This window comes from Psychrobacillus psychrodurans (assembly GCF_050209195.1).
Classification (GTDB): Bacteria; Bacillota; Bacilli; order Bacillales_A; family Planococcaceae; genus Psychrobacillus; species Psychrobacillus psychrodurans.
The window spans coordinates 2,556,404-2,576,775 of the sequence record NZ_CP189791.1 but is presented as its reverse complement, the minus strand read 5'-3'; the positions used below and the strand labels follow the sequence as shown (position 1 = coordinate 2,576,775).

Genomic DNA, 20,372 nt, shown 5'->3' with positions numbered 1-20,372 from the left:
TAATATTCCATGTACACTATATGTAAGCGTTTACAAAGAGGGGGGTATTTATATGAATAATTCAAGTTATTCTAAAGAGACATTGTATATTCATAAAGGATATAAAACTGGAAAGCATCAAGATAGCCTTTCGGTTCCACTTTACCAAACATCAACATTTGCATTTGACACAGCAGAGCAGGGAGAGAGAAGGTTTGCTGGAGAAGAGACTGGTGGGATTTATTCCCGATTGGGAAACCCTACCGTACAAGTATTGGAGGAACGGATTGCCACAATGGAGTTAGGGGGAGGAGCATTAGCTTTTGGTTCTGGAATGGCTGCTGTGAGTACAATATTAGTTCACCTTACTAAATCAGGTGATCATGTTCTATGTACGAGAGGAATTTATGGTTGTACGTTCGGACTACTAAAAATTTTAAATGAAAAATACAATATTACGCATGACTTAAAAGCATTAATGACAGAAGAAGAGGTAGAAAATGCAATAAAACCAAATACTACTTGTATATATATAGAAACACCTATTAACCCGACGATGGAGATTGTAGATATAGAACTAATCGCAAAAATAGCTAAGAAACATGGAATTCCGGTAGTAGTTGACAATACATTCTCCTCTCCATATTTACAAAACCCGATTGAGTTAGGGGCAGATTTCGTTCTTCACAGTGCCACAAAATATATTAATGGACACGGAGACGTTATCGCAGGGATTTTAGTAGGAAGAGACAAGGAGGAAATGGAGTCAATTCGGGGTACTGTTCAAAAGGACTTTGGCGGTATCATTTCGCCATTCGATGCATGGCTATTAATACGAGGTTTAAAAACGTTGCATATCCGTATGGACAGACATTCGGAAAATGCTAGTACAGTGTTTGACTTTTTAAAGGCACATCCATCTGTAGAAAATATTTATTATCCTTTCGATAAGGATAATCCTCAATATGATGTAGCGAAGAAACAGATGAAAGCTGGTGGTGGTCTCATTTCCTTTACTATAAAAGGGGGAGTGAAACAAGCTCAAAAGCTGATGAATGAACTTAAATTAATAAAAATTGCCGTAAGTTTAGGAGACGCTGAAACACTGATACAGCATCCATACACGATGACTCATTCGGTTGTACCTGAAAAAGAAAGATTAGAGATGGGTATAACAGAAGGGTTATTAAGACTTTCAGTTGGGCTGGAGAACTCTAGTGATATCGTAGAAGATTTACAACAGGCCTTATCTAATATGTAATAAATGGAAGGAGAAATCTCCTTCTGTTTTTTTGTGCGCCTACGTGAGCATGACGTAGTTTATTGGATATAATTCAATCTGAAGGTAGAAGATGGGGTTGCTTAGGCTAGTAATTCTTCGTTTTTATGAAATGAATAAGTTCCCATGTTAATCTTGTTGTTCCAGAAGTAGATGATTTTGTGTTAGACAGCGAATAACTACTTGTTGGATATAAAATGCAGAGTTTTAATAGCTAAATTGAAATCGATTTATTACGTAAGTGGAATGAAAGGAGAGATATAATTGAAGATTGATTATCTTATCTTTGACTCGTTACCTAATAGACTTTTATTAGATAGAATCATTGAATTGCATACAGATATTTTTGGTACTTCTGATGATTTAACGAACAAAATGGCAAATAAGCCTGGATTATTAGTTATTGCTGCTATGAGTGGTGCAAAAGTTATAGGGTACAAGATTGGATATGCAATAGATGATGCTAAATTTTATAGTTGGTTAGGCGGGGTGGCTACTAATTTTCGTGAATTTGGGATTGGTTCTACCATAATGGAAAAACAACACAACTATTTAAGGGAAAAAGGTTATAGTCTTGTACAAACAAAAACAATGAACAGATGGCGCAGTATGTTAGTTTTGAATATAAAAAATGGATTTGATGTCATTGAGACATATACCGATGAAAAAGGATTGCATAAAATTATTCTTGAAAAAAGTTTATAAAATAAGCATTAGCATTAAAAATAAGAACAGCTTATGGAATATTTTCATTGAAGAAACTTAACTACATTAAAAATAATTTGAAAGAAAGAATTGGAACTTTTTATGCTACATAGAGTCATATTAAGAAAATGACCTTGGAGGTGTATTATGGTTCCGTTCAGCATGCGGTCAATTGCCTTTATTGTATTGGGGAGTTTATTTTTTGTATTAACCTGGATAATAGAGAGCTATTTTGAACCCCTCCTACTTATAGGTGCAATAGGTTTATTAATGGGAGGTATATTTAGTTTTATAGCTATCTTTAAAGAAGAAAAAGGAAGTATGAAATACATATCCGTTATTTCTTTTTTTATTATTCTCTTTTTATTTACTTGGTTTAAACCGTTCGAGATTATTCGAATAATAACCTGGCTTAAAATTATTACTTAATATAGATAGAAACGTTAATTCGAGAAGGATTAACGTTTTTTTATAGAACTTAGTGTACTAAACAAGGAAATTAGTCTAGTCTGAGTTAATTTTTAAGATTAATTAAAGAAAAATATTGAAAGGGGAGTGTATCTTAGAAGCGTTTCTGATGTTTGGAATATTACATTCACTAATAGCAGGATATTTTTTTAGAAAATAGTACTTAGAGATTCTCTTTTTTCACCCTATCAATTTAACCACTATTTTCCTTAGGTGGTAGTGTAAGTGTCATAGAATAACTTTTAAAAATTAATTCTTAAGATTTGTTTTGGAGGAAATTATAACTTCTCTCTTTACCTTTTTATTGGAAAATGGAATATTATAACTATTAATAGATTATTAGAGGAGGTTAGAAGATTGTTCCCATTGTTTAAATAGTAACCATTCATTCTTACAAAAAATTGAATAAAAAATCGTGAAAGCCTACAGTTCTTAGAAAAATAATTTAAGGGGAGATATAAAAAATGACAAATTATACACCCAAGAAAAAATATTATATTCCAACCAATATCGAGGACAAACTTTCAAAGGATTTCCTTCAGGGGATAACACGTAATTTTGAAATGTTAGATGAAATAGAAGGTGGAACGGCTAAGACTATAAAGGCAGACACAACTGGGCGGACTAAAATACAGGATTTAATACAGTTAGCTCTTAATCATGCAAATGATGGTGATACCCTGATTTTACCTCCAGGAAATTATTGGCTAGAGAAGAATACAAAGCTAAATGATTTTCCAAACAATGATCAGCCTTGTCTGCTGCTGAGAGGTAAGAAGCGAATTCACTTAATAGGTTATGGTGCTGTTTTATTCACAAGAACTCATGCACAGGGAATATTAGAGCTTCAGCTTTGTGAGGATTGTATTATTGAAGGTATCAAGTTTGAGGGATATGGTGAGTTCCCTGAAATAGATCCTGTAACTGGTTATGGGGAAAAAGGTACTTCTGCTGGGGGCTATCCAACATCTGGATTTTGGAATTATAGAAAAAATAATAGCTTCGATACGAGTGCACGTGCTAGAAATGATGGTCAACCATTCGGATTATTTGGCGGAGGATTTATAGGGAATGTAGGAAGTGGAGTTTTAGTACATCGTGGTTGTAATAATATTATCTTCAGAGCTTGTGAAAGTAGCGGATTTAATTACTCAGGATTTTCGGTAGGACATTTAGGGGACTATCTACCAACCGATTTAGAATACGGAGATAATGCAAACATAACTTTTATAGAATGTAATGCTCATGATAATTATTCTAGCAATTATGTATTCTCGGCAGTAGAAAGACCGCGGGTAATAAATAGTATAAGTGATAGGGCAGGGCATCCGCATGCCTCCAAACAACATACTTATGTAGACCCTGGCTACGGGATCAATTCACTGGGTACGTTGTTTTCAAAAGCCAACGATCTTTTAATAAGTGGGTGTACTCTTAGGGGAAATAAACGTAAAGCTATAGATGGCCATGCTGGCGGTGGTTTAATAGCAACAGATAATCTTATATCTGATTCCATGGTTGGAGGGGTCTATTATAAGTGGACTAATGTAGAGCAATATTCAAAGGACTGTATTATAGCTAACAATAAAATCGAAAATTGTGGTTATGCTAAAAATCCATTAGGAGCTATCTATATTGGAGGAGTACAAAGGCAAACGAAAGTCAATCAAGAGACGAATGCCATAGTGACCAATAATCATGTTGAAAATTGCTTTGGTACAGACGGAGTTATTTTTGTAGGTTCATTTGATCGATTGATTGTTGATGGGAATATCATTCACGGAGTTCCAGATGAGTTGGACATTGCAAACACCATCTTTGAGCCATATGTGATTTATGCTGGATATTCCATTCCTACTCAACCAAACTTTGGTGGGAATGTGACTAATAATATAGTAGATGTAGAACATCCAAGAATAACAGGAGGAATATTAGTCCGAAATTTACAGGATGGATCGGTCCAAGGCAACACGATTAAAACTCCTAATTCTTTAACTCAATATGGGTTAAGGATATGGAATTGTAAGGATGTAGGGGTAGTTGGAAATACGATCAAGATGGGGGATGAAGGAGTACCACTCACTGCAGAAACAACTGGGTCGGTTGGACATAATACACTAGTAGGCGGTAATGCAGTATTCCAGCCTCTTCAGAGTCAGCCGATTGTATTTAGCCTGGCAGCAAATAATGGAAATGGGAGCATTCAATTTAAGAGCGGGCAACCTTATGTTTCTTTAGTTGAGAGCAATCCTAAGGGGTTAGTGGTCAAGCTTCAACATGTCTCTCCCGGCATTGTACCATTGGTAAAATTCTCTCAAACAGGAGAGAATGGACTAACATCAGATAGTCATTCAATAGATTATATTTACAGTCATCATGTTTCGAATTCAATTGTTACGATAGGTATAAAACAAACAAAAGAATCAGATCATGTTCCTTTTGAGAATATGACTCACGGTGGTTTGGAAATAGAAATTATCATATAAAGAATGTAAAAATTTTAGGATGAAGTAGCTACTGTAATTCTATTAAAGTTGAAATAGGTTATCCAAGTGAACAATAATAGTTTGTTATTTGACGAACAGTTGTTTTAATCAAAGAGGAAGAGCACCTAACGTATAGTTAAGTGCTCTTTATTTTATATAATTCCTTTTAATCACCTTGTAGAGGACATTGCTGATAGTAAAGGTCCGTAATGTCCATCTTTATCTTCTAGAAGGTATTCTGAAAGTGGATTAATAATATTTAGGCCAGTCTTGCATTGAAAAACGTAGGACCTACTAAACGGTCCTAATTCCCCTCTAATGTCAATATATTGGCACAGCCTTTGTTTATATATGCTTAACCAATATTTTAATAAATTGTTCCAAGCCTTCTGCATCCTGCTCAGTGAATCGATCTTTAATAGGACTATCGATATCTAGGACCCCTACCAGTTCACCATTTTTAACTATAGGAACTACAATTTCAGATTGTGATGCTGCATCACATGCAATATGGCCTGGATAAGCGTGTACATCTGGGACAATAACTGTTTCTTGTTTTGAAGCTGCTGCTCCACAAACACCTCTACTAAGTGGAATTCTAACACATGCAGGTAACCCTTGGAATGGTCCCAGTACAAGTTCTCCATCTTCCATTAAATAAAACCCAACCCAATTAATCTGATCGAAAAATTGATTTAATAGTGCAGAAGCATTGCTTAAATTTGCAATTGCATTTGTCTCTCCAGTTAAAAGAGCATCTAATTGTTTGGAAAGCATAGTGTAATTAGCTGTTAAATCTTCAGAGTAGATTGATTTTGTGAACATATTTACATTCTCCATTCTATAGTAAGTTACTTATTTCATTATAAAACTGATGTAAATCTTTTGCTTGGTGTGCATCAGATCCAAATACAAGAGGAATCTCGAGTTCCTTCGCTAGTTTTATATAAGGCAGAGGTGGATATATTTCTAAACAATGAGGCTTGGCTAAACCAGCAGTATTTACATCAAGTTCTAGTCGCTGTTGTTTGATTTCAATCAAAATAGCTACTATATTTTCATGGTCTTGCACTCTTTCGGTAAGGGTATGTTGGAATTTGTGGACTAACGTGATATGTCCTATCCTCTTCGGTTTAAAATGACCTAGATTACTCGTTATTGAATCCATTAGTGTTTTATAATACAATTTATACACAGACATTGGGGTACCAAGTCGGTCAACGAATTTTAAAAATGTAGATTTAGAGAAATCAATGCAAGTATAATCATCTTCATATTTTAGGAAATGAACTGATAAAATAGAGTCATCTAAGTATTTCCCATATGTATTTAAGAAAGATGTAGTATTTTGCTCAAATCCAGCTATAAAATCGATTTCTAAACCCGTAGAAATAACAATATCCTGGTTATATTCTTTTTTCAACTTTTGTAACTCGGAAATATAAAATTCCAATTGGTTCAAGCTCATCCCGCTGTCCTTATTAGGTGTAGGATCGATAAAACCTAAAGGTAAGGGAGCATGTTCAGTAAAGGTAATTGCCTCAAAGCCACTTTGAATTGCTTGTTCAATATACAAATGAAAGGAATCTTCTGTCCCATGTGGACAATAAGGTGTGTGGATATGTCCATTCCTTTTCAACAGAAATCAGCCTCCAAATTATAGAAATATAAGTTTTTTTAAGAATTAATTGCTTTTCTCTTCTTTTATGAAACAATAACATAAAAAGCATGGTAAGATATAGAGTAACATTGGAAATAGAACTTTTTGAATTTGGAACAGGGGGCTTACGATGAAGTATATCATCCCAGCAGTCATTATACTTTTAGTAATTGCAATTTTTGCATTTATCATAAGACGAAAACATAACGCAGAAATAGAGAGATTAGAACATGAGAAACATCAAATTCAAAACAAACCGATCTTAGAAGAAATGACAAAAGTAAAACAACTGAATATGAATGGTCAAACAGAGGAAATGTTTGAACGGTGGAGAAATGCATGGACAGAGGTAATGGATGTGCATATGCCCAAAATCGATGTTCTATTATTTGACGCGGAAGAAAGTATAGATAGGTTTATATTCCCAAAGGCGACTAAAATTGAAAAAGAAATTCAAACGTTAATATCTCTTTGTGATAAAAAAATGTCTGAAATTTTAACTGAACTCGAGGAACTAATCGGTAGTGAAGAAAAAAACCGTATCGAGATGGAACAATTGAAGGAACAGCATCGTGCAGCTAGAAAAACACTTCTTGCACATCAGTATTCCTTTGGAGAAGCAGTGAAGGCTTTGGAACAAAAGTTAGAATCCTTCATTCCGCAGTTTGAGGAATTTGATAGACTAACGGATACAGGAAATTATTTGAGTGCACGAGAACTTGTTATAACTGTTCAAGATGATGGCCAAAAGTTTTTCCCAAAATTACATGATATTCCTACAGTGCTTTCCGAAATTCAACATAAAATTCCAGCCATTATTCATGAATTACGTAATGGGCAAAAAGAAATGGAAGAAGGTTCTTATTACTTACAGCATCTTGAAATGAATAAAAAATTGGATTCTATAGAAACAGAACTTGTAGAGTTAAAACAAGCAATCATTGAACTGAACGTCGGTAAAACAATAAGTAGAGTAGAAGAGTTAAAAGACGAATTGGACACTTTCTATGATTTATTGGAAAAAGAAGTAATTGCAAAAAAATATGTTGATCAATACAAAGAACAAACTGGCACACGTTTACGTGAAGTTACATCTGTTACTCGTGCTGTTAGTGAAGAGGCTGCATATGTACAACAGAGCTATCGTCTACCAGAAAAAGAAGCGGAAATTCCACAAAGCTGTTTAAAAGAGCTGGAGGAATTAGAGAAGAAGTATGAATTGCTTTCTAGCCGGGTAGAAGAAGAACAATCTGCATACTCAAGCCTACAAGAAGAGTTAAATGAAATTGCTGAAGAAATTGATCGTCTATATGAAGAGCAGGACCGATTTGCAAATCGCTTGAAAAACCTTCGCATCGATGAAAATAGTGCGCGTGAAAAACTAGATGAACTTAAAGATATGTTACATGATACCGACCGCATGTTACAAAAAGCCAATATTCCTGGAATTCCAGAGGATATGGACGTTCGTTTAGAAGAAGCAGAAGAGCATATTTATGTAGCAATGCAAAGTCTCCAGGAAGTGCCTCTAAATATGTCTTTAGTAGATAATTATTTAGAAAAAGCAGAGGCATGTATGGAGGAAGTACATAACAGAGCGAAAGAAATGTTAGAAAATGTGTTACTGACAGAGAGAATCATCCAATACGGTAACCGCTATCGTGCAAGTCATCCGGAAATTCATGCGCGACTACTAGAAGCAGAGGAAGCGTTTAGACAATTACGTTATTCTAAGGCTTTAGAAGATGCAGCAACAGCAGTCGAAGAGGTAGAACCAGGAGCTTTAAAGAAAATTGATGCATTAGTGAAAGAAGACGCTTGGCGTACATAATCATACGATTTAAAAACAGTATGAAATTGTAGATGTTTGAAAATCACATTTTGTATACAAACGTGAACCACCTCACTATGTGACGGTGGTTTTTTTCCGAAAAGGAGAGGTATTGAAAATGATTTATTTTGATAATAGTGCAACGACTAAAGTACATCCAGAGGTATTAAATACATTCGTGACTGTCAACGAAAAATTTTGGGCAAATCCAGCATCCATTCATACGTTTGGACATCAGACAAATGAATTGTTACAATCTGCTAGAGAACAAATTGCAGCGATACTAAAAACCTCGAGTGAAAAAGTGTATTTTACATCTGGTGGTACAGAGTCTAATAACCTTGCGATATTTGGTTTAGCTCAAAAATATAAGCAACGAGGTAAGCATGTACTAATTTCTGAAATAGAGCATCCTTCTATTATAGAAGCAGCTAAAAAATTGAATGAACTAGGATTTGAAGTTGAGTGGATTCCCGTAGACTCGGAAGGAATCATTTTGTTGGAGTCATTTAAAAAAAGTATACGAAATGACACCGTATTGGTGAGTGTTATGCATGTGAATAATGAAACAGGGGCCATACAACCAATAGAAGAACTTTCTAATATTGTAAGGAAAAAAAGCAGAGCCCTTATTCACATGGATGCAGTTCAAAGTTTCGGGAAAATTCCAGTTAATTTTATCGATCTAGATGTAGATTCTATAACCATCTCTTCTCATAAAATACACGGATTAAAAGGCTCGGGATTACTTGCATTAAAAAAATTCATTGAAATAGAACCGATATTGTACGGTGGTGGACAGGAATCAGGTATTCGCAGTGGTACAACTTCTGTACCTTTGGCGGTCTCTACAGCAAAAGCAATGAGACTTGCTATGGAGAATCTGGGGAGTAAAGCAGTGAAATTACAATCCCTGTCGGATGATTTAATAGAATTTTTACAGTCTTTTTCCTTTATAAAAGTAATATCTCCAACTAAGAAAGCCCCTCATATCATTTCATTTTCGGTGAAAAAAATGAAGGGAGAAGTACTAATTAATGCGTTACAGCAACAAGATGTTATTGTTTCCACTAGTAGTGCATGTTCATCTAGACAAACGAAAACAAGTCATGTATTAAAAGCTATGCACATTTCAGACGATTATATTAAAGGTGTATTAAGAATAAGTCTTAGCACCATTAGTACCCAGCAAGAAGTAGACCAATTTAAAAATGTATTCAAGCATGTAATGAATGTAATTAAAGGAGATTAAAAAGCATGAAGTGGGAAAAAATATTAGTACGATACGGTGAATTATCTACCAAAGGTAAAAATAGAAAGCAATTTATATCACATTTACGCAATAATATAAGGTTTTCATTTGTAGATTTGCCTAATATTAAGATTCAAGCTGAAAGAGATCGCATGTTTCTAACATCATCAGATGATTCCGAAATTCATGCGTTAATCGAACGTTTGCCTAAAATATTTGGAATTCAATCATTTAGTCCAGTAGCTTCTTGTTCAAAAGACTTAGATGATATTCAAGCAACTGCACTCAAAATAATGGATAGCTTAGAAAGCCAAGATAAAACGTTTCGGGTTACTGTAAAACGCACTGATAAGTTTTTTCCATTAGACACTTATGAGCTGCAAAGTGTGGTAGCGAGTAATGTATTAAGACAAAACCCTACTTTAAAAGTTCAAATGAAAAAGCCAGAAATCGATTTACGAATTGAAGTGTTAAATGATGCTGTCTATATGATGGCACAGGTAATTCCTGGTGCGGGTGGAATGCCTCTAGGTTCGAACGGTCGTTCCTTATTAATGTTATCAGGTGGAATAGACAGCCCCGTTGCTGGGTATATGCTTTTAAAACGTGGGGTTCGTCTCGATGCAATACATTTTCATAGTCCTCCATTCACAAGTGAACGGTCGAAAGAGAAAGTAATGGACTTGGCCAATCAGTTAAGTCACTTTGGGGCAACTGTGAGACTTCATGTCATACCTTTTACAGATATCCAACAAAGTATACAAGCTCAAATCCCTGAAAATGTATCAATGACTACAACTAGACGTTTGATGATGAAAATTGCCGATCTAGTCCGTGCAGAAATAGGAGCATTAGGAATTGTTACTGGCGAGAGCTTAGGCCAGGTTGCAAGCCAGACATTAGAAAGCTTAACTGCCATTAATGCTGTAACATCTACACCAATTTTCAGACCACTTATTTCTATGGATAAGCTAGATATTATTGATATTGCCCGGGAAATAGGGACGTATGAAACTTCCATCTTGCCTTATGAAGACTGTTGTACTATTTTTACACCATCCTGTCCCAAAACAAAACCAAAGCTTGAGAAGGTTGAGTATTACGAAAGCTTTAAGGATTTTGACGAATTAATAACAGAAGCAGTGCAAAATAGAGAAGTTCTTTCATTCCCAATGAGAAAGTCGAATGAATTTTCAAGTCTTCTTTAACAATTAGTAAAAAATACCTTTTCCTCCCTGTGTATGAATTAGACGAAAATGAACAATCTAATTTCACAAGGAGGTGAGGAACATGCCAAACAATAATAACTCAAATCAACTTCTAGTACCTGGTGTACAACAAGCATTAGATCAAATGAAATATGAGATCGCTCAAGAGTTTGGAGTACAACTTGGTGGTGAAGCATCATCGCGTGCCAACGGATCCGTAGGCGGAGAAATTACGAAGCGATTGGTTGCCCAAGCCCAACAACAAATGAATGGATTTCAAAAATAATTGAACAAAAAAACCGGTAGCTTATGCTACCGGTTTTTCATTTAGATGGTACTCAGGATTGGAAAGTTATTTAGAGTAAACAGTAAATTGCTAAATAGTCTCCAAGGATGTGAAAATCCGCATTTGCACATTTAAGTTACATTCTAAAAAGTGAATGTCTAATTTCCATTTGCGCAAAATATCTGAAAATTTTATCTTTTGTTTACCAAAAGGGCTGATCTTCCTCTATAATTAAAATAGTAAAAGGAGGAGATCTAATGAACAAACAAGATTTAATTGCCCCCGCACATTATAACCTAGTGACAGAATTTGAAAAGTACGCAGTAGATGAAGAAAAATTAGCGTTAATATGGGAATCTGAAGATGGACAACAGAAAAAAAGTACATACAAGAATTTAATACAGAAAGCCAATAAAATTGCCAATTTGTTCACCCATAAAGGTCTTCAAAAAGGAGACGTGGTACTAATAATGGTACCCCGTTTAATCGAAGCATATGAAATATATATAGCTGCATTGAAAGCTGGTCTTGTTGTTATCCCAAGTTCTGAAATGCTTCGTGCAAAGGATATTGAATACCGTTTGACACATAGTGAAGCAAAGGCAATTATTGCCTATGAGCCATTCCTTGATCAATTTAATGAAGTTCGTAATTTAGATAAGCGACTATTATTTGCAATCGGTAATAAGAAAGACAATTGGATTTCGTTGACGGAAGAAATACAAGCTGAATCAGATGAATTTCAAACTATTGATACGTTAAAGGATGACATGGCATTCCTTTCTTATACAAGTGGTACTACTGGAAATCCAAAAGGTGTTGTGCATACACATGGATGGGCTTTTGCGCATTTACGTACTTCAGGACCAAACTGGTTGGCGATTCAAGAAGGTGATGTGGTATGGGCAACAGCAAGCCCTGGTTGGCAAAAGTGGATTTGGAGTCCCTTCTTAGCGACACTAGGTAGTGGTGCAGTCGGCTATGTATATAACGGCAAGTTTGAACCCAATACCTACTTGAGGATTATTGAAAAGAAGGAAGTGAATGTTCTTTGTTGTACACCTACTGAGTACCGAATTATGGCGAAAGTTGATACGTTAAACAATTATAATTTGTCTTCTATCCATAGTGCTGTTTCTGCTGGGGAACCATTAAATAGAGAGGTAATAGAAACCTTCGAAAAAGTATTTGGTTTAGAAGTGCGAGATGGCTATGGGCAAACTGAAAATACGTTACTTGTTGGAACGATGAAGGGCATGGAGGCAAGACCTGGATCAATGGGCAAACCAACGCCAGGAAATACAGTTGACATTATCGATGACCTTGGTCAAATTTGTCCACCTGGAGAAGTTGGAGATATAGCTGTCCATCTAGAAACACCAGCGTTATTTAAGGAATACCTAAAAGATCCTGAAAGAACCTCAATGCAATTCAGAGGGGACTACTATATTACAGGTGACCGGGCGAAAAAAGATAAGGATGGTTTCTTCTGGTTTGAAGGTCGTGGAGACGATATTATTATCAGCTCAGGCTACACGATTGGTCCATTTGAAGTAGAAGATGCATTGACGAAACATCCAGCAGTACAAGAGTGCGCTGTAGTCGGTAAACCACATCCTGAAAGAGGAAGCATTGTTAAAGCATTTGTTGTATTACGTGATACATCTACAGTGGGTTCTGAAGCTTTAATACAAGAACTACAAAATCATGTGAAACAAATAACTGCTCCATATAAATATCCAAGGGAAATTGAGTTTATCGAAGAATTACCGAAAACAACTTCTGGTAAAATTAGGAGATTGGAATTACGACAGAAAGAACAGAGTAAACAGTAAGTAATAAGAAAAGACGGAGAGAAATTATCTCTCCGTGTTTTCTTATTTACTTTAGTAATTTAAAGCAATATAATGGTTTAATGTTTCGAGTTACAAAGTAAAGAGGTGTCAAAATGGGTACAGAAGAAAAACAAGGAATTGTATTTGTAGTATTGGCATATGTTTTATGGGGGTTCATGCCAATCTACTGGAAGCTATTAGAGCATGTTTCAAGTGATGAAATACTTTCAGGTAGGGTGATTTGGTCATTTATATTTACACTAATGTTAGTAATTGTAGGTAGAAATTTTAAGCAGTTGAAAATAGATCTGAAAGACTTATGGGCAAACCAAAAATCTTTCTGGGGGCTATTTGTAGCTTCCTATCTAGTAACAGGAAATTGGTTTACATACATATATGCAGTGAATGCTGGTTTTATCGTACAGACAAGTTTAGGATATTATATAAATCCACTACTTTCCATTTTACTGGGGATAATATTTTTAAAAGAGAGATTATCAAGAGCTCAACAGTTTTCCGTACTGCTTGCTGCTATAGGTGTAATTATTTTAACTGTTTCTTATGGCGAAGTTCCATGGATAGCATTTACGCTTGCCATAACATTTGCCTTATACGGTCTAATAAAGAAAAGTATTAAAATTGATCCACTACGAGGATTAACGATTGAAACTTTTTTTGTTTTACCTTTTGCGTTAATCTATTTTGTCTATCTTGTGGTTTCAGATAAGGCAGTATTTTTTACATCAAATGCAAGTACTGTCATTCTACTCATATTCACTGGTGTTGCAACTGCTGTGCCATTAATATTATTTGCTAAGGGAACGAAAACAATGCCACTATATATGTCAGGATTTTTTCAATACATAGCACCGACAATAATGTTGCTAGTTGGGATATTATTATACGATGAAGCATTTAGCAAAATAGAATTTTTATCATTTTCTTGTATTTGGCTTGCACTAATATTGTTTACAATATCTAAGATAATGCAAGTAAGAAAAACAGATAGTTCCGTTGTATAACGGAACTATCTGTTTTTACACATCGGATTCAAATTATAAAAACGATCTTTTCACTTTTTCCCAATAACTATTATTCTTCAGTCTAACAGTTTTGATAACTTTATCACTCAAACAAATTGTTACACTTTCAACATGCTGAATACTAAGTGCCTCGTTGTCAGTGCTCATCGAAGGGTAATCATTCCAGTCCTTATGTAAGCGGAGCTCTAGTGTTCTTTCCCCACTTAATATAAAGGATGAGCCTAGAGTTCTATATTCGTTACTATTAACAGAAGCAATTTCTGCAACTTGAAAACATGGAAGAAGCGGGTCAACTACCGCACCATTCAATGATTTATTATAACCTGAGCTACCTGTTGGAGTAGATATTACAATGCCATCGCCTCGAAAGGATTCAAAATGCTTGTGGTCAATAATTAAATCTAATACAAATGCTTTAATAATGTTTGAGCGAATCGTAAATTCATTTAGACATAAAAATTTCGGGTGATTATTTACCGAAACTTCTATCAATGGATATTTCCGAACTTGAATATTCTTAGTAAGAACCGCTTCAGCCATAGCATCTATATCATCTGCTAAAAAATCACAGTACATACTGAGTGTATCCGTTGTGGAAATACCAGCATACAAACAATCCTGTCTAAATCCAGTTTTACGAACTGCTTGTAGGAAGGAGCCATCCGTACCAATGCTGACGATTATGGAAGCAAGCCCGGAGTCTTCAACAACCCTAAAACCGTGACTATGTATTGCTTCGGCGATTCTGTCTTTTCTTTGTAAAGATTTTGTGTCATTCTTAGTATATAAATATATTGCGTTTTTGGAGGCCATAAACATTCTCCTTTACTATTGTATATATTTATTTTACCATTTCGTGAAACATTTAGATATTCTTTACGTATGTAAAGAGAAGTATTAAAGGAGGAATTGTACATATGAATATGAAACGCTGGTTTGCTATTTTGGGAGCATCATTATTATTACTTATTTCGATATTCGTCAATACCGTTTCAACAGCATTTTCAACAGATTGGACATCGTATTTAGATGAATTTGCATCTGCTTCTAGCTCAGAATTCTTTGAAACCGTTGTAGAAGAAGGCAGTATGAACGAACGAATTGCACTACTTACAGTAGATGGGACAATACAAGATACAGGGAGTGCAAGTTCACTTTTTGCAGCAGAAGGATATAATCATCAATTTTTCTTACAACAACTAGAGCAAGCAAAAGTTGATGAAACGGTAAAAGCAATTGTATTACAAGTAAATTCACCTGGTGGTGGAGTTGTCGAATCAGCACAAATTTATAAAGAAATCATTGAAATTCAAGAAGAAACTGAAAAACCAATATATGTTTCAATGGGTAGTATGGCTGCCTCGGGAGGTTATTACATTTCGGCTCCTGCAGATAAAATATTTGTAAATAAAGAAACAATGACAGGGTCAATTGGTGTAATCATGCAAAGTGTTAACTATGGTAAGTTAGCAGAAAAATATGGTGTGGAATTTGTAACTATTAAATCAGGACCATACAAAGATATTATGAGTCCTACTAGAGAAATGACAGAAGAAGAAAGAACGATGCTTCAAGAAATGTTAAACGACTCGTATGAGGACTTCGTTGATATTATCGAAAAAGGTAGAAATATGACGGAAGCGGATGTTAAGAAAGTTGCTGACGGAAGAATTTTAAATGGCCGTCAAGCAATCGAATCTGGATTAGCTGATGATTATGGATTTTTAGAGGACGTTGTTCAAGCTATAAAAACGGACCATAACTTAGAGAAAGCAGAAGTATTTGAATATGGATACTCACAAAATTTCGCTTCGTTGTTTGCAGTGAAAGCACAATCTTTCTTAGGTTTAGACATGGAATCTAAGCTCATTGCACAGTTAATCACAGAAAATAGCTCCCCAAAAATGATGTATTTATACGGGAATGAATAAGGAGGGTTTTAGATGAGTGAATTTGTACAAACAGAAGAGCAGCATGTGCAAGCGAACACCTCTGCAACCCAGCAAGTAATTGTTCATCGAACTGCACAATATGAACAGAAGGCTGCAGGCTTTTGGATTCGTTTTTGGGCATATACTGTAGATATTCTCGTTTTAGCTTCAATAGGAATGTTATTGATCAAACCTATTTTTCGTTTGTTTTCATTAGAGTTAAATAATTCTGAGTGGTATGCACCCTTTACGGTCATCACAGCAGTTATCTTCTACGGGTATTTTGTGTTGATGACGAAGCTCTGTAGTCAGACTGTTGGAAAAATGGTATTTGGCATTCGTGTTATATCTAAAGATGGTGGAAAACTAAAATGGGGTACTGTATTATTTAGGGAGTGGGTTGGTCGTTTAATTTCTATAATCCCGTTGAATATCCCTTATTTAGTTATAGCTTTCACACCTAAAAAACAAGGTGTACATGATTTTATCGCTGATACATTAGTTGTACATGAATCTGTATATGATTTAAAAGAGAAAGTAGCATATGAAAATGCTGTTGCAAAAGAGTTGCATGAGCCGAACGTATTCTAGTAAGATGAAGGTATGAAAAAGGAGGCTACATATTATGGCAGAAGTAACATTTAAAAATAATCCTGTAACATTAGTTGGTAAAGAAGTGGTAGTTGGGGAAAAGGCACCTAACTTTTCAGTGCTAGCAAATGATTTATCACCCGTGACTTTACAAGATTCAACTGGTAAAATTCGTTTAATCAGTGTAGTACCTTCCCTTGATACTGGAGTTTGTTCTACACAAACTAACAAATTTAACTCAGAGGCTGCTAGTTTAGGTGATGATGTTGTAATTTTAACTGTTTCAATGGACTTACCTTTCGCTCAAAAACGTTGGTGTGGTGCTAATGCTGCTAAAGCAATCCAAACTTTATCTGACCACCGTGATGCATCATTTGGAGAATCATACGGAGTACTAATGCAAGAATTACGCTTATTAGCTCGTTCTGTATTTGTAGTAGATAAAAACGATGTTGTAACTTATGCTGAATATGTTGGAGAAGGAACAGATCATCCAAACTATGAAAAAGCATTAGAAGCAGTAAAAGCCTTAACGAATTAATTAACTAAAATAATGCAAGCCCACTCTGAAGTAAGGAGTGGGTTTTACTATGAGGGATAATACTATGCACACACATGTTGAACAAATTTTTACGTATATTGATCAAGAGAGCAGTTACATCGAGAACGAAGCTTCTGCAACGTATTTAGAAGGTGTAGTATATGCACTCGAACTTTGGTTATCTGATAAAAAAAGGCCATCTATAATAGACGCAGGCAAAGAAGAAATTCGAAAAGCTATACAATTAGCTATATTAAAAGGCATGAAGAAGTCGGCTCAGGTTAATCATCAGATGACACCAGATGCAATCGGATTATTAGTAAGTTATTTTGTAAAAGAGATGACGAAAGATAGAAAGGAATTGTCAATTCTAGACCCTGCATTAGGAACTGGCAATTTGTTATATACTATTATGAATGCATTGCCGACAGAAAACCATGCATTTGGTGTAGAAATTGATGAATTACTAATTCAATTAGCAGCGCAGACAGGTGAACTCCTTACGCATGACATACGATTATTTAGGCAAGATGCTTTAAAGCCTCTTTTAATTGATCCTGTGGATATTGTCGTAAGCGATCTACCTGTTGGATATTATCCAGATACGGAAACTTCACAGGACTACTTCCTCCACAGTACAGAAGAAATGTCGTATGCTCATCATTTATTTATGGAGCAGTCGATGAAGCATGTAAAACCGGGTGGCTATCTATTCTTTTTAGTGCCAGATACTATATTTGAATCTAAACAAGCACCGAAACTTCATGAATTCATCAAAGAGAATGGTTGGATTCAAGCTGTTATTCAATTCCCAAATTCCATTTTCAAAACAAAGGGACAAGAGAAAAGTCTTTTGATATTACAAAAGAAGAGCAGTGATTTGAAAGCTCCGAGAGAGGTACTATTAGCGAAGGTTCCGAATATGATGAACAAAGAAGCTATGGAATTATTTTTGAAAAAGATCGAAATTTGGCAAGAACAGAATACCAAGTGAGTTGCTAGCTCCTTCTTTGAACGGTACAATTAAAGTACTAGTTCAACGAAGGAGCGTTTTTTATGCCAATAATTCTAGCAATAAATGCAGGAAGCTCTTCATTAAAGTTCCAAGTTTTTGAAATGTTAAACGAACAGGTAATTGCTAAAGGACTAATAGAAAGAATTGGTCTAGGAAATCCTATTTTTACAATGTCGACAAATGATGAACGTATTAATATTATTGAACAGGTGGACAATCATGAACAAGCGGTAAAATTATTGATGAATATGCTGATAGAAAAGAATGTGATTCATTCGTTAAATGATATTCAAGGAATTGGGCACCGAGTAGTACATGGTGGTGAGGTGTATAGTGATTCTGTTTTAATAACTACAGAGGTTCTAGATACGCTAGAAGAATTATCAGAATTAGCTCCACTTCATAATCCAGCGAATATTACTGGAATAAGAGTATTTAAAAAGGAGCTTCCAAATGTTCCAGCAGTAGCAGTTTTTGATACTGCTTTTCATCAAACGATGCCAGAAAGCTCTTATCTGTACTCAATTCCTTATGACTATTACGAAAAATACGGTATAAGAAAATATGGTTTCCACGGGACTTCACATAAGTACGTATCGCAAAGAGCTGCAGTCCTCTTAAATAGACCGTTGGAAACAACTCGATTTATATCCTGTCACCTTGGAAATGGGGCAAGTATTGCAGCTATTCAACATGGTAAATCAATCGATACATCCATGGGTTTTACGCCGCTTGCGGGTGTAACAATGGGAACAAGATCTGGTAATATTGATCCTGCTTTAATCCCTTATTTGATGGAGAAAACAGGCAAAGATGCAGAGGGTATCCTAGATATTCTTAATAAAAAATCTGGAATGCTAGGTGTTTCAGGATTCTCTAGTGATTTACGAGATATTGTTGGAGAAGCTTCTAAAGGAAATGATCGTGCGCAGCTGGCACTTGACGTTTTTGCCGATCGAATTCATAAATACATGGGATCCTATGCTGCTCGTATGAATGGCGTAGATGCCATTATTTTTACAGCTGGTATCGGAGAGAATAGTGAAGTAATAAGGGAAAAAGTATTAAAAGGTCTCCAGTTTATGGGTGTTTATATGGATCCAGATTTAAATAAAATAAACGGGAAAGAAACTTTCATCAATTATCCCCACTCTCCCGTGAAAGTGATCGTCATTCCAACAAATGAAGAAATTATGATAGCTAGAGATACGGTGAGGATTGCAAAGCTGTAAGAGGTATCAGGTGACATAAAGAAGTTTTAGGGACCACTGACCAAACGAAAAACTATTGAGAATAATGCAATTCTTGTTTACATTAGATGTAAAAAACAAATATGTAAAATGTACTATTAAGTAGGACGTAGAGAATACTCTATGTCCTTTTTTTAATAAGAAAAGGCAGGAGTTATGGAAGATTTTATAGAATACCAGAAGAGAGGATGGGAGTAGAAGAAGTATAACACCCATACCCTACGAAACTTAAATAGCATTAAGTATGTTCTATTTGGTGATGGAAATTTTTATCTTTTCAAATATTAAAATGAATAATACTACTTTAAAAGATTAACAAAAGGAGGGAACAACTTAAACTTTCTGTCGTTCCACTTGGAAAAGGAAGAACTGAGATTTTTGAATTTTTATAGGGGGGATAATATGCGACCATTTGTCATTTCGATAGCTGCCGTGTCTGGTGGTGGGAAAACAACTATAGTAAGACAGCTAAGCGAAAAATTACATAATTCTAAATCACTCTTCTTTGATAACTATGATTTTGAAGGGCCGGACGACATTATAAATTGGGTAGATAGCGGTGCTATTTATGACGAGTGGAATTTATCTCCTCTCTTAAGGGACTTAGAAATACTACTTTCTGAACAACTGAACTTTATAATATTAGATTATCCATTTGCATATAAGCATTCCATGATACGTGGATTCATAGATTTTACTGTATTTATTGATACCCCTTTAGATGTTGCTCTTGTGCGTAGGTTAACTCGCGATTTTCAAAATGATACCAATAGAATTATTTTACAGGATATGGATAACTATATTTCGCGAGGAAGAAGGGGCTATCTTGAGATGTTAAAGACGATTAAACCCGATTCTGACATAATTGTGGATGGGACTTTGCCGGTATTTGAGATTGTAAATATTATATGTGATAGGATTAAAAGGTGTAAGTAAGAGAAGAGTAAATCAATATTTATAATAATACTTGAATAGAATATGAGAAGCTAGGCAATTCTATCTTAAACAAAAA

At 35.2% G+C, this 20,372-nt stretch carries 18 protein-coding genes; 15 read left to right on the top strand and 3 right to left on the bottom strand.

Annotated elements, in window-relative coordinates:
• Positions 1–52 precede the first annotated feature (52 nt).
• The 3 genes from megL to ACQCPR_RS12420 all read left to right on the top strand — a co-directional run bounded on the left by megL (position 53) and on the right by ACQCPR_RS12420 (position 4,917).
• Complete coding sequence (gene megL, locus ACQCPR_RS12430) at positions 53–1,240, top strand: methionine gamma-lyase (RefSeq protein WP_427137146.1); 1,188 nt, start codon at positions 53–55, stop codon at positions 1,238–1,240.
• A gap of 282 nt (positions 1,241–1,522) precedes the next feature.
• Positions 1,523–1,963 carry a GNAT family N-acetyltransferase gene (locus ACQCPR_RS12425; protein WP_427137145.1) on the top strand — a complete coding sequence of 147 codons (441 nt, stop codon included), beginning with the start codon at positions 1,523–1,525 and terminating at the stop codon, positions 1,961–1,963.
• Positions 1,964–2,895: 932 nt separating this feature from the next.
• Positions 2,896–4,917 carry a hypothetical protein gene (locus ACQCPR_RS12420; RefSeq protein WP_427137144.1) on the top strand — a complete coding sequence of 674 codons (2,022 nt, stop codon included), beginning with the start codon at positions 2,896–2,898 and terminating at the stop codon, positions 4,915–4,917.
• A 345-nt stretch (positions 4,918–5,262) separates the two neighbouring features.
• Here ACQCPR_RS12420 and ACQCPR_RS12415 read toward each other — a convergent pair whose 3' ends face one another.
• On the bottom strand, positions 5,263–5,742 hold the full coding sequence (locus tag ACQCPR_RS12415; RefSeq protein ID WP_093496084.1) for a GAF domain-containing protein: 480 nt from the start codon (positions 5,740–5,742) through the stop codon (positions 5,263–5,265).
• Positions 5,743–5,758: 16 nt separating this feature from the next.
• Positions 5,759–6,556: a histidinol-phosphatase HisJ gene (gene hisJ, locus ACQCPR_RS12410; RefSeq protein ID WP_427137143.1), complete on the bottom strand. Its 798-nt coding sequence runs from the start codon at positions 6,554–6,556 to the stop codon at positions 5,759–5,761.
• Between the two features lie 151 nt (positions 6,557–6,707).
• Here hisJ and ezrA point away from each other — a divergent pair, with 151 nt between their 5' ends.
• The 6 genes from ezrA (at position 6,708) to rarD (ending at position 14,011) form a co-directional block, all read left to right on the top strand.
• Entirely contained in the window at positions 6,708–8,408 is a 1,701-nt protein-coding gene (ezrA, locus tag ACQCPR_RS12405) for a septation ring formation regulator EzrA (protein WP_090564289.1), read from the top strand.
• Between the two features lie 118 nt (positions 8,409–8,526).
• On the top strand, positions 8,527–9,660 hold the full coding sequence (locus ACQCPR_RS12400; RefSeq protein ID WP_427137142.1) for a cysteine desulfurase family protein: 1,134 nt from the start codon (positions 8,527–8,529) through the stop codon (positions 9,658–9,660).
• 5 nt (positions 9,661–9,665) lie between these two features.
• On the top strand, positions 9,666–10,868 hold the full coding sequence (gene thiI / locus ACQCPR_RS12395; RefSeq protein ID WP_090564285.1) for a tRNA uracil 4-sulfurtransferase ThiI: 1,203 nt from the start codon (positions 9,666–9,668) through the stop codon (positions 10,866–10,868).
• Positions 10,869–10,950: 82 nt separating this feature from the next.
• Positions 10,951–11,154, top strand: coding sequence for an alpha/beta-type small acid-soluble spore protein (locus ACQCPR_RS12390; RefSeq protein ID WP_090564282.1), 204 nt, complete (start codon positions 10,951–10,953; stop codon positions 11,152–11,154).
• 257 nt (positions 11,155–11,411) lie between these two features.
• On the top strand, positions 11,412–12,989 hold the full coding sequence (gene mbcS / locus ACQCPR_RS12385) for an acyl-CoA synthetase MbcS (protein ID WP_427137141.1): 1,578 nt from the start codon (positions 11,412–11,414) through the stop codon (positions 12,987–12,989).
• Positions 12,990–13,102: 113 nt separating this feature from the next.
• Positions 13,103–14,011, top strand: a complete 909-nt coding sequence (gene rarD / locus ACQCPR_RS12380) for an EamA family transporter RarD (RefSeq protein ID WP_427137140.1) — start codon at positions 13,103–13,105, stop codon at positions 14,009–14,011.
• 33 nt (positions 14,012–14,044) lie between these two features.
• On the opposite strand, the gene ACQCPR_RS12375 is transcribed toward rarD, so the two are convergent.
• Positions 14,045–14,845, bottom strand: a complete 801-nt coding sequence (locus tag ACQCPR_RS12375) for an NAD kinase (RefSeq protein ID WP_090564276.1) — start codon at positions 14,843–14,845, stop codon at positions 14,045–14,047.
• 104 nt (positions 14,846–14,949) lie between these two features.
• Here ACQCPR_RS12375 and sppA point away from each other — a divergent pair, with 104 nt between their 5' ends.
• The 6 genes from sppA to ACQCPR_RS12345 all read left to right on the top strand — a co-directional run bounded on the left by sppA (position 14,950) and on the right by ACQCPR_RS12345 (position 20,296).
• Positions 14,950–15,963, top strand: coding sequence for a signal peptide peptidase SppA (gene sppA / locus ACQCPR_RS12370; RefSeq protein ID WP_090564274.1), 1,014 nt, complete (start codon positions 14,950–14,952; stop codon positions 15,961–15,963).
• A 12-nt stretch (positions 15,964–15,975) separates the two neighbouring features.
• A complete protein-coding gene (locus ACQCPR_RS12365; protein WP_427137139.1) occupies positions 15,976–16,554 on the top strand; it encodes an RDD family protein in 579 nt (192 codons plus the stop codon).
• 34 nt (positions 16,555–16,588) lie between these two features.
• A complete protein-coding gene (tpx, locus tag ACQCPR_RS12360) occupies positions 16,589–17,095 on the top strand; it encodes a thiol peroxidase (protein ID WP_427137138.1) in 507 nt (168 codons plus the stop codon).
• A gap of 49 nt (positions 17,096–17,144) precedes the next feature.
• Positions 17,145–18,089: a class I SAM-dependent methyltransferase gene (locus ACQCPR_RS12355; RefSeq protein WP_269921603.1), complete on the top strand. Its 945-nt coding sequence runs from the start codon at positions 17,145–17,147 to the stop codon at positions 18,087–18,089.
• A 62-nt stretch (positions 18,090–18,151) separates the two neighbouring features.
• Positions 18,152–19,342, top strand: a complete 1,191-nt coding sequence (locus tag ACQCPR_RS12350) for an acetate kinase (protein ID WP_427137137.1) — start codon at positions 18,152–18,154, stop codon at positions 19,340–19,342.
• Between the two features lie 420 nt (positions 19,343–19,762).
• Positions 19,763–20,296: a hypothetical protein gene (locus ACQCPR_RS12345; RefSeq protein ID WP_427137136.1), complete on the top strand. Its 534-nt coding sequence runs from the start codon at positions 19,763–19,765 to the stop codon at positions 20,294–20,296.
• Positions 20,297–20,372: the final 76 nt, after the last annotated feature.

What these genes read in the sequence shown, in the direction of transcription:
- megL (WP_427137146.1), top strand. Translation starts at nt 53, where the DNA reads ATGAATAATTCAAGTTATTCTAAAGAGACATTGTATATTCATAAAGGA.
- ACQCPR_RS12420 (WP_427137144.1), top strand. Translation starts at nt 2,896, where the DNA reads ATGACAAATTATACACCCAAGAAAAAATATTATATTCCAACCAATATC.
- ACQCPR_RS12415 (WP_093496084.1), bottom strand. Translation starts at nt 5,742, where the DNA reads ATGTTCACAAAATCAATCTACTCTGAAGATTTAACAGCTAATTACACT.
- ezrA (WP_090564289.1), top strand. Translation starts at nt 6,708, where the DNA reads ATGAAGTATATCATCCCAGCAGTCATTATACTTTTAGTAATTGCAATT.
- ACQCPR_RS12400 (WP_427137142.1), top strand. Translation starts at nt 8,527, where the DNA reads ATGATTTATTTTGATAATAGTGCAACGACTAAAGTACATCCAGAGGTA.
- thiI (WP_090564285.1), top strand. Translation starts at nt 9,666, where the DNA reads ATGAAGTGGGAAAAAATATTAGTACGATACGGTGAATTATCTACCAAA.
- ACQCPR_RS12390 (WP_090564282.1), top strand. Translation starts at nt 10,951, where the DNA reads ATGCCAAACAATAATAACTCAAATCAACTTCTAGTACCTGGTGTACAA.
- mbcS (WP_427137141.1), top strand. Translation starts at nt 11,412, where the DNA reads ATGAACAAACAAGATTTAATTGCCCCCGCACATTATAACCTAGTGACA.
- rarD (WP_427137140.1), top strand. Translation starts at nt 13,103, where the DNA reads ATGGGTACAGAAGAAAAACAAGGAATTGTATTTGTAGTATTGGCATAT.
- ACQCPR_RS12375 (WP_090564276.1), bottom strand. Translation starts at nt 14,845, where the DNA reads ATGGCCTCCAAAAACGCAATATATTTATATACTAAGAATGACACAAAA.
- sppA (WP_090564274.1), top strand. Translation starts at nt 14,950, where the DNA reads ATGAATATGAAACGCTGGTTTGCTATTTTGGGAGCATCATTATTATTA.
- ACQCPR_RS12365 (WP_427137139.1), top strand. Translation starts at nt 15,976, where the DNA reads ATGAGTGAATTTGTACAAACAGAAGAGCAGCATGTGCAAGCGAACACC.
- tpx (WP_427137138.1), top strand. Translation starts at nt 16,589, where the DNA reads ATGGCAGAAGTAACATTTAAAAATAATCCTGTAACATTAGTTGGTAAA.
- ACQCPR_RS12355 (WP_269921603.1), top strand. Translation starts at nt 17,145, where the DNA reads ATGAGGGATAATACTATGCACACACATGTTGAACAAATTTTTACGTAT.
- ACQCPR_RS12350 (WP_427137137.1), top strand. Translation starts at nt 18,152, where the DNA reads ATGCCAATAATTCTAGCAATAAATGCAGGAAGCTCTTCATTAAAGTTC.
- ACQCPR_RS12345 (WP_427137136.1), top strand. Translation starts at nt 19,763, where the DNA reads ATGCGACCATTTGTCATTTCGATAGCTGCCGTGTCTGGTGGTGGGAAA.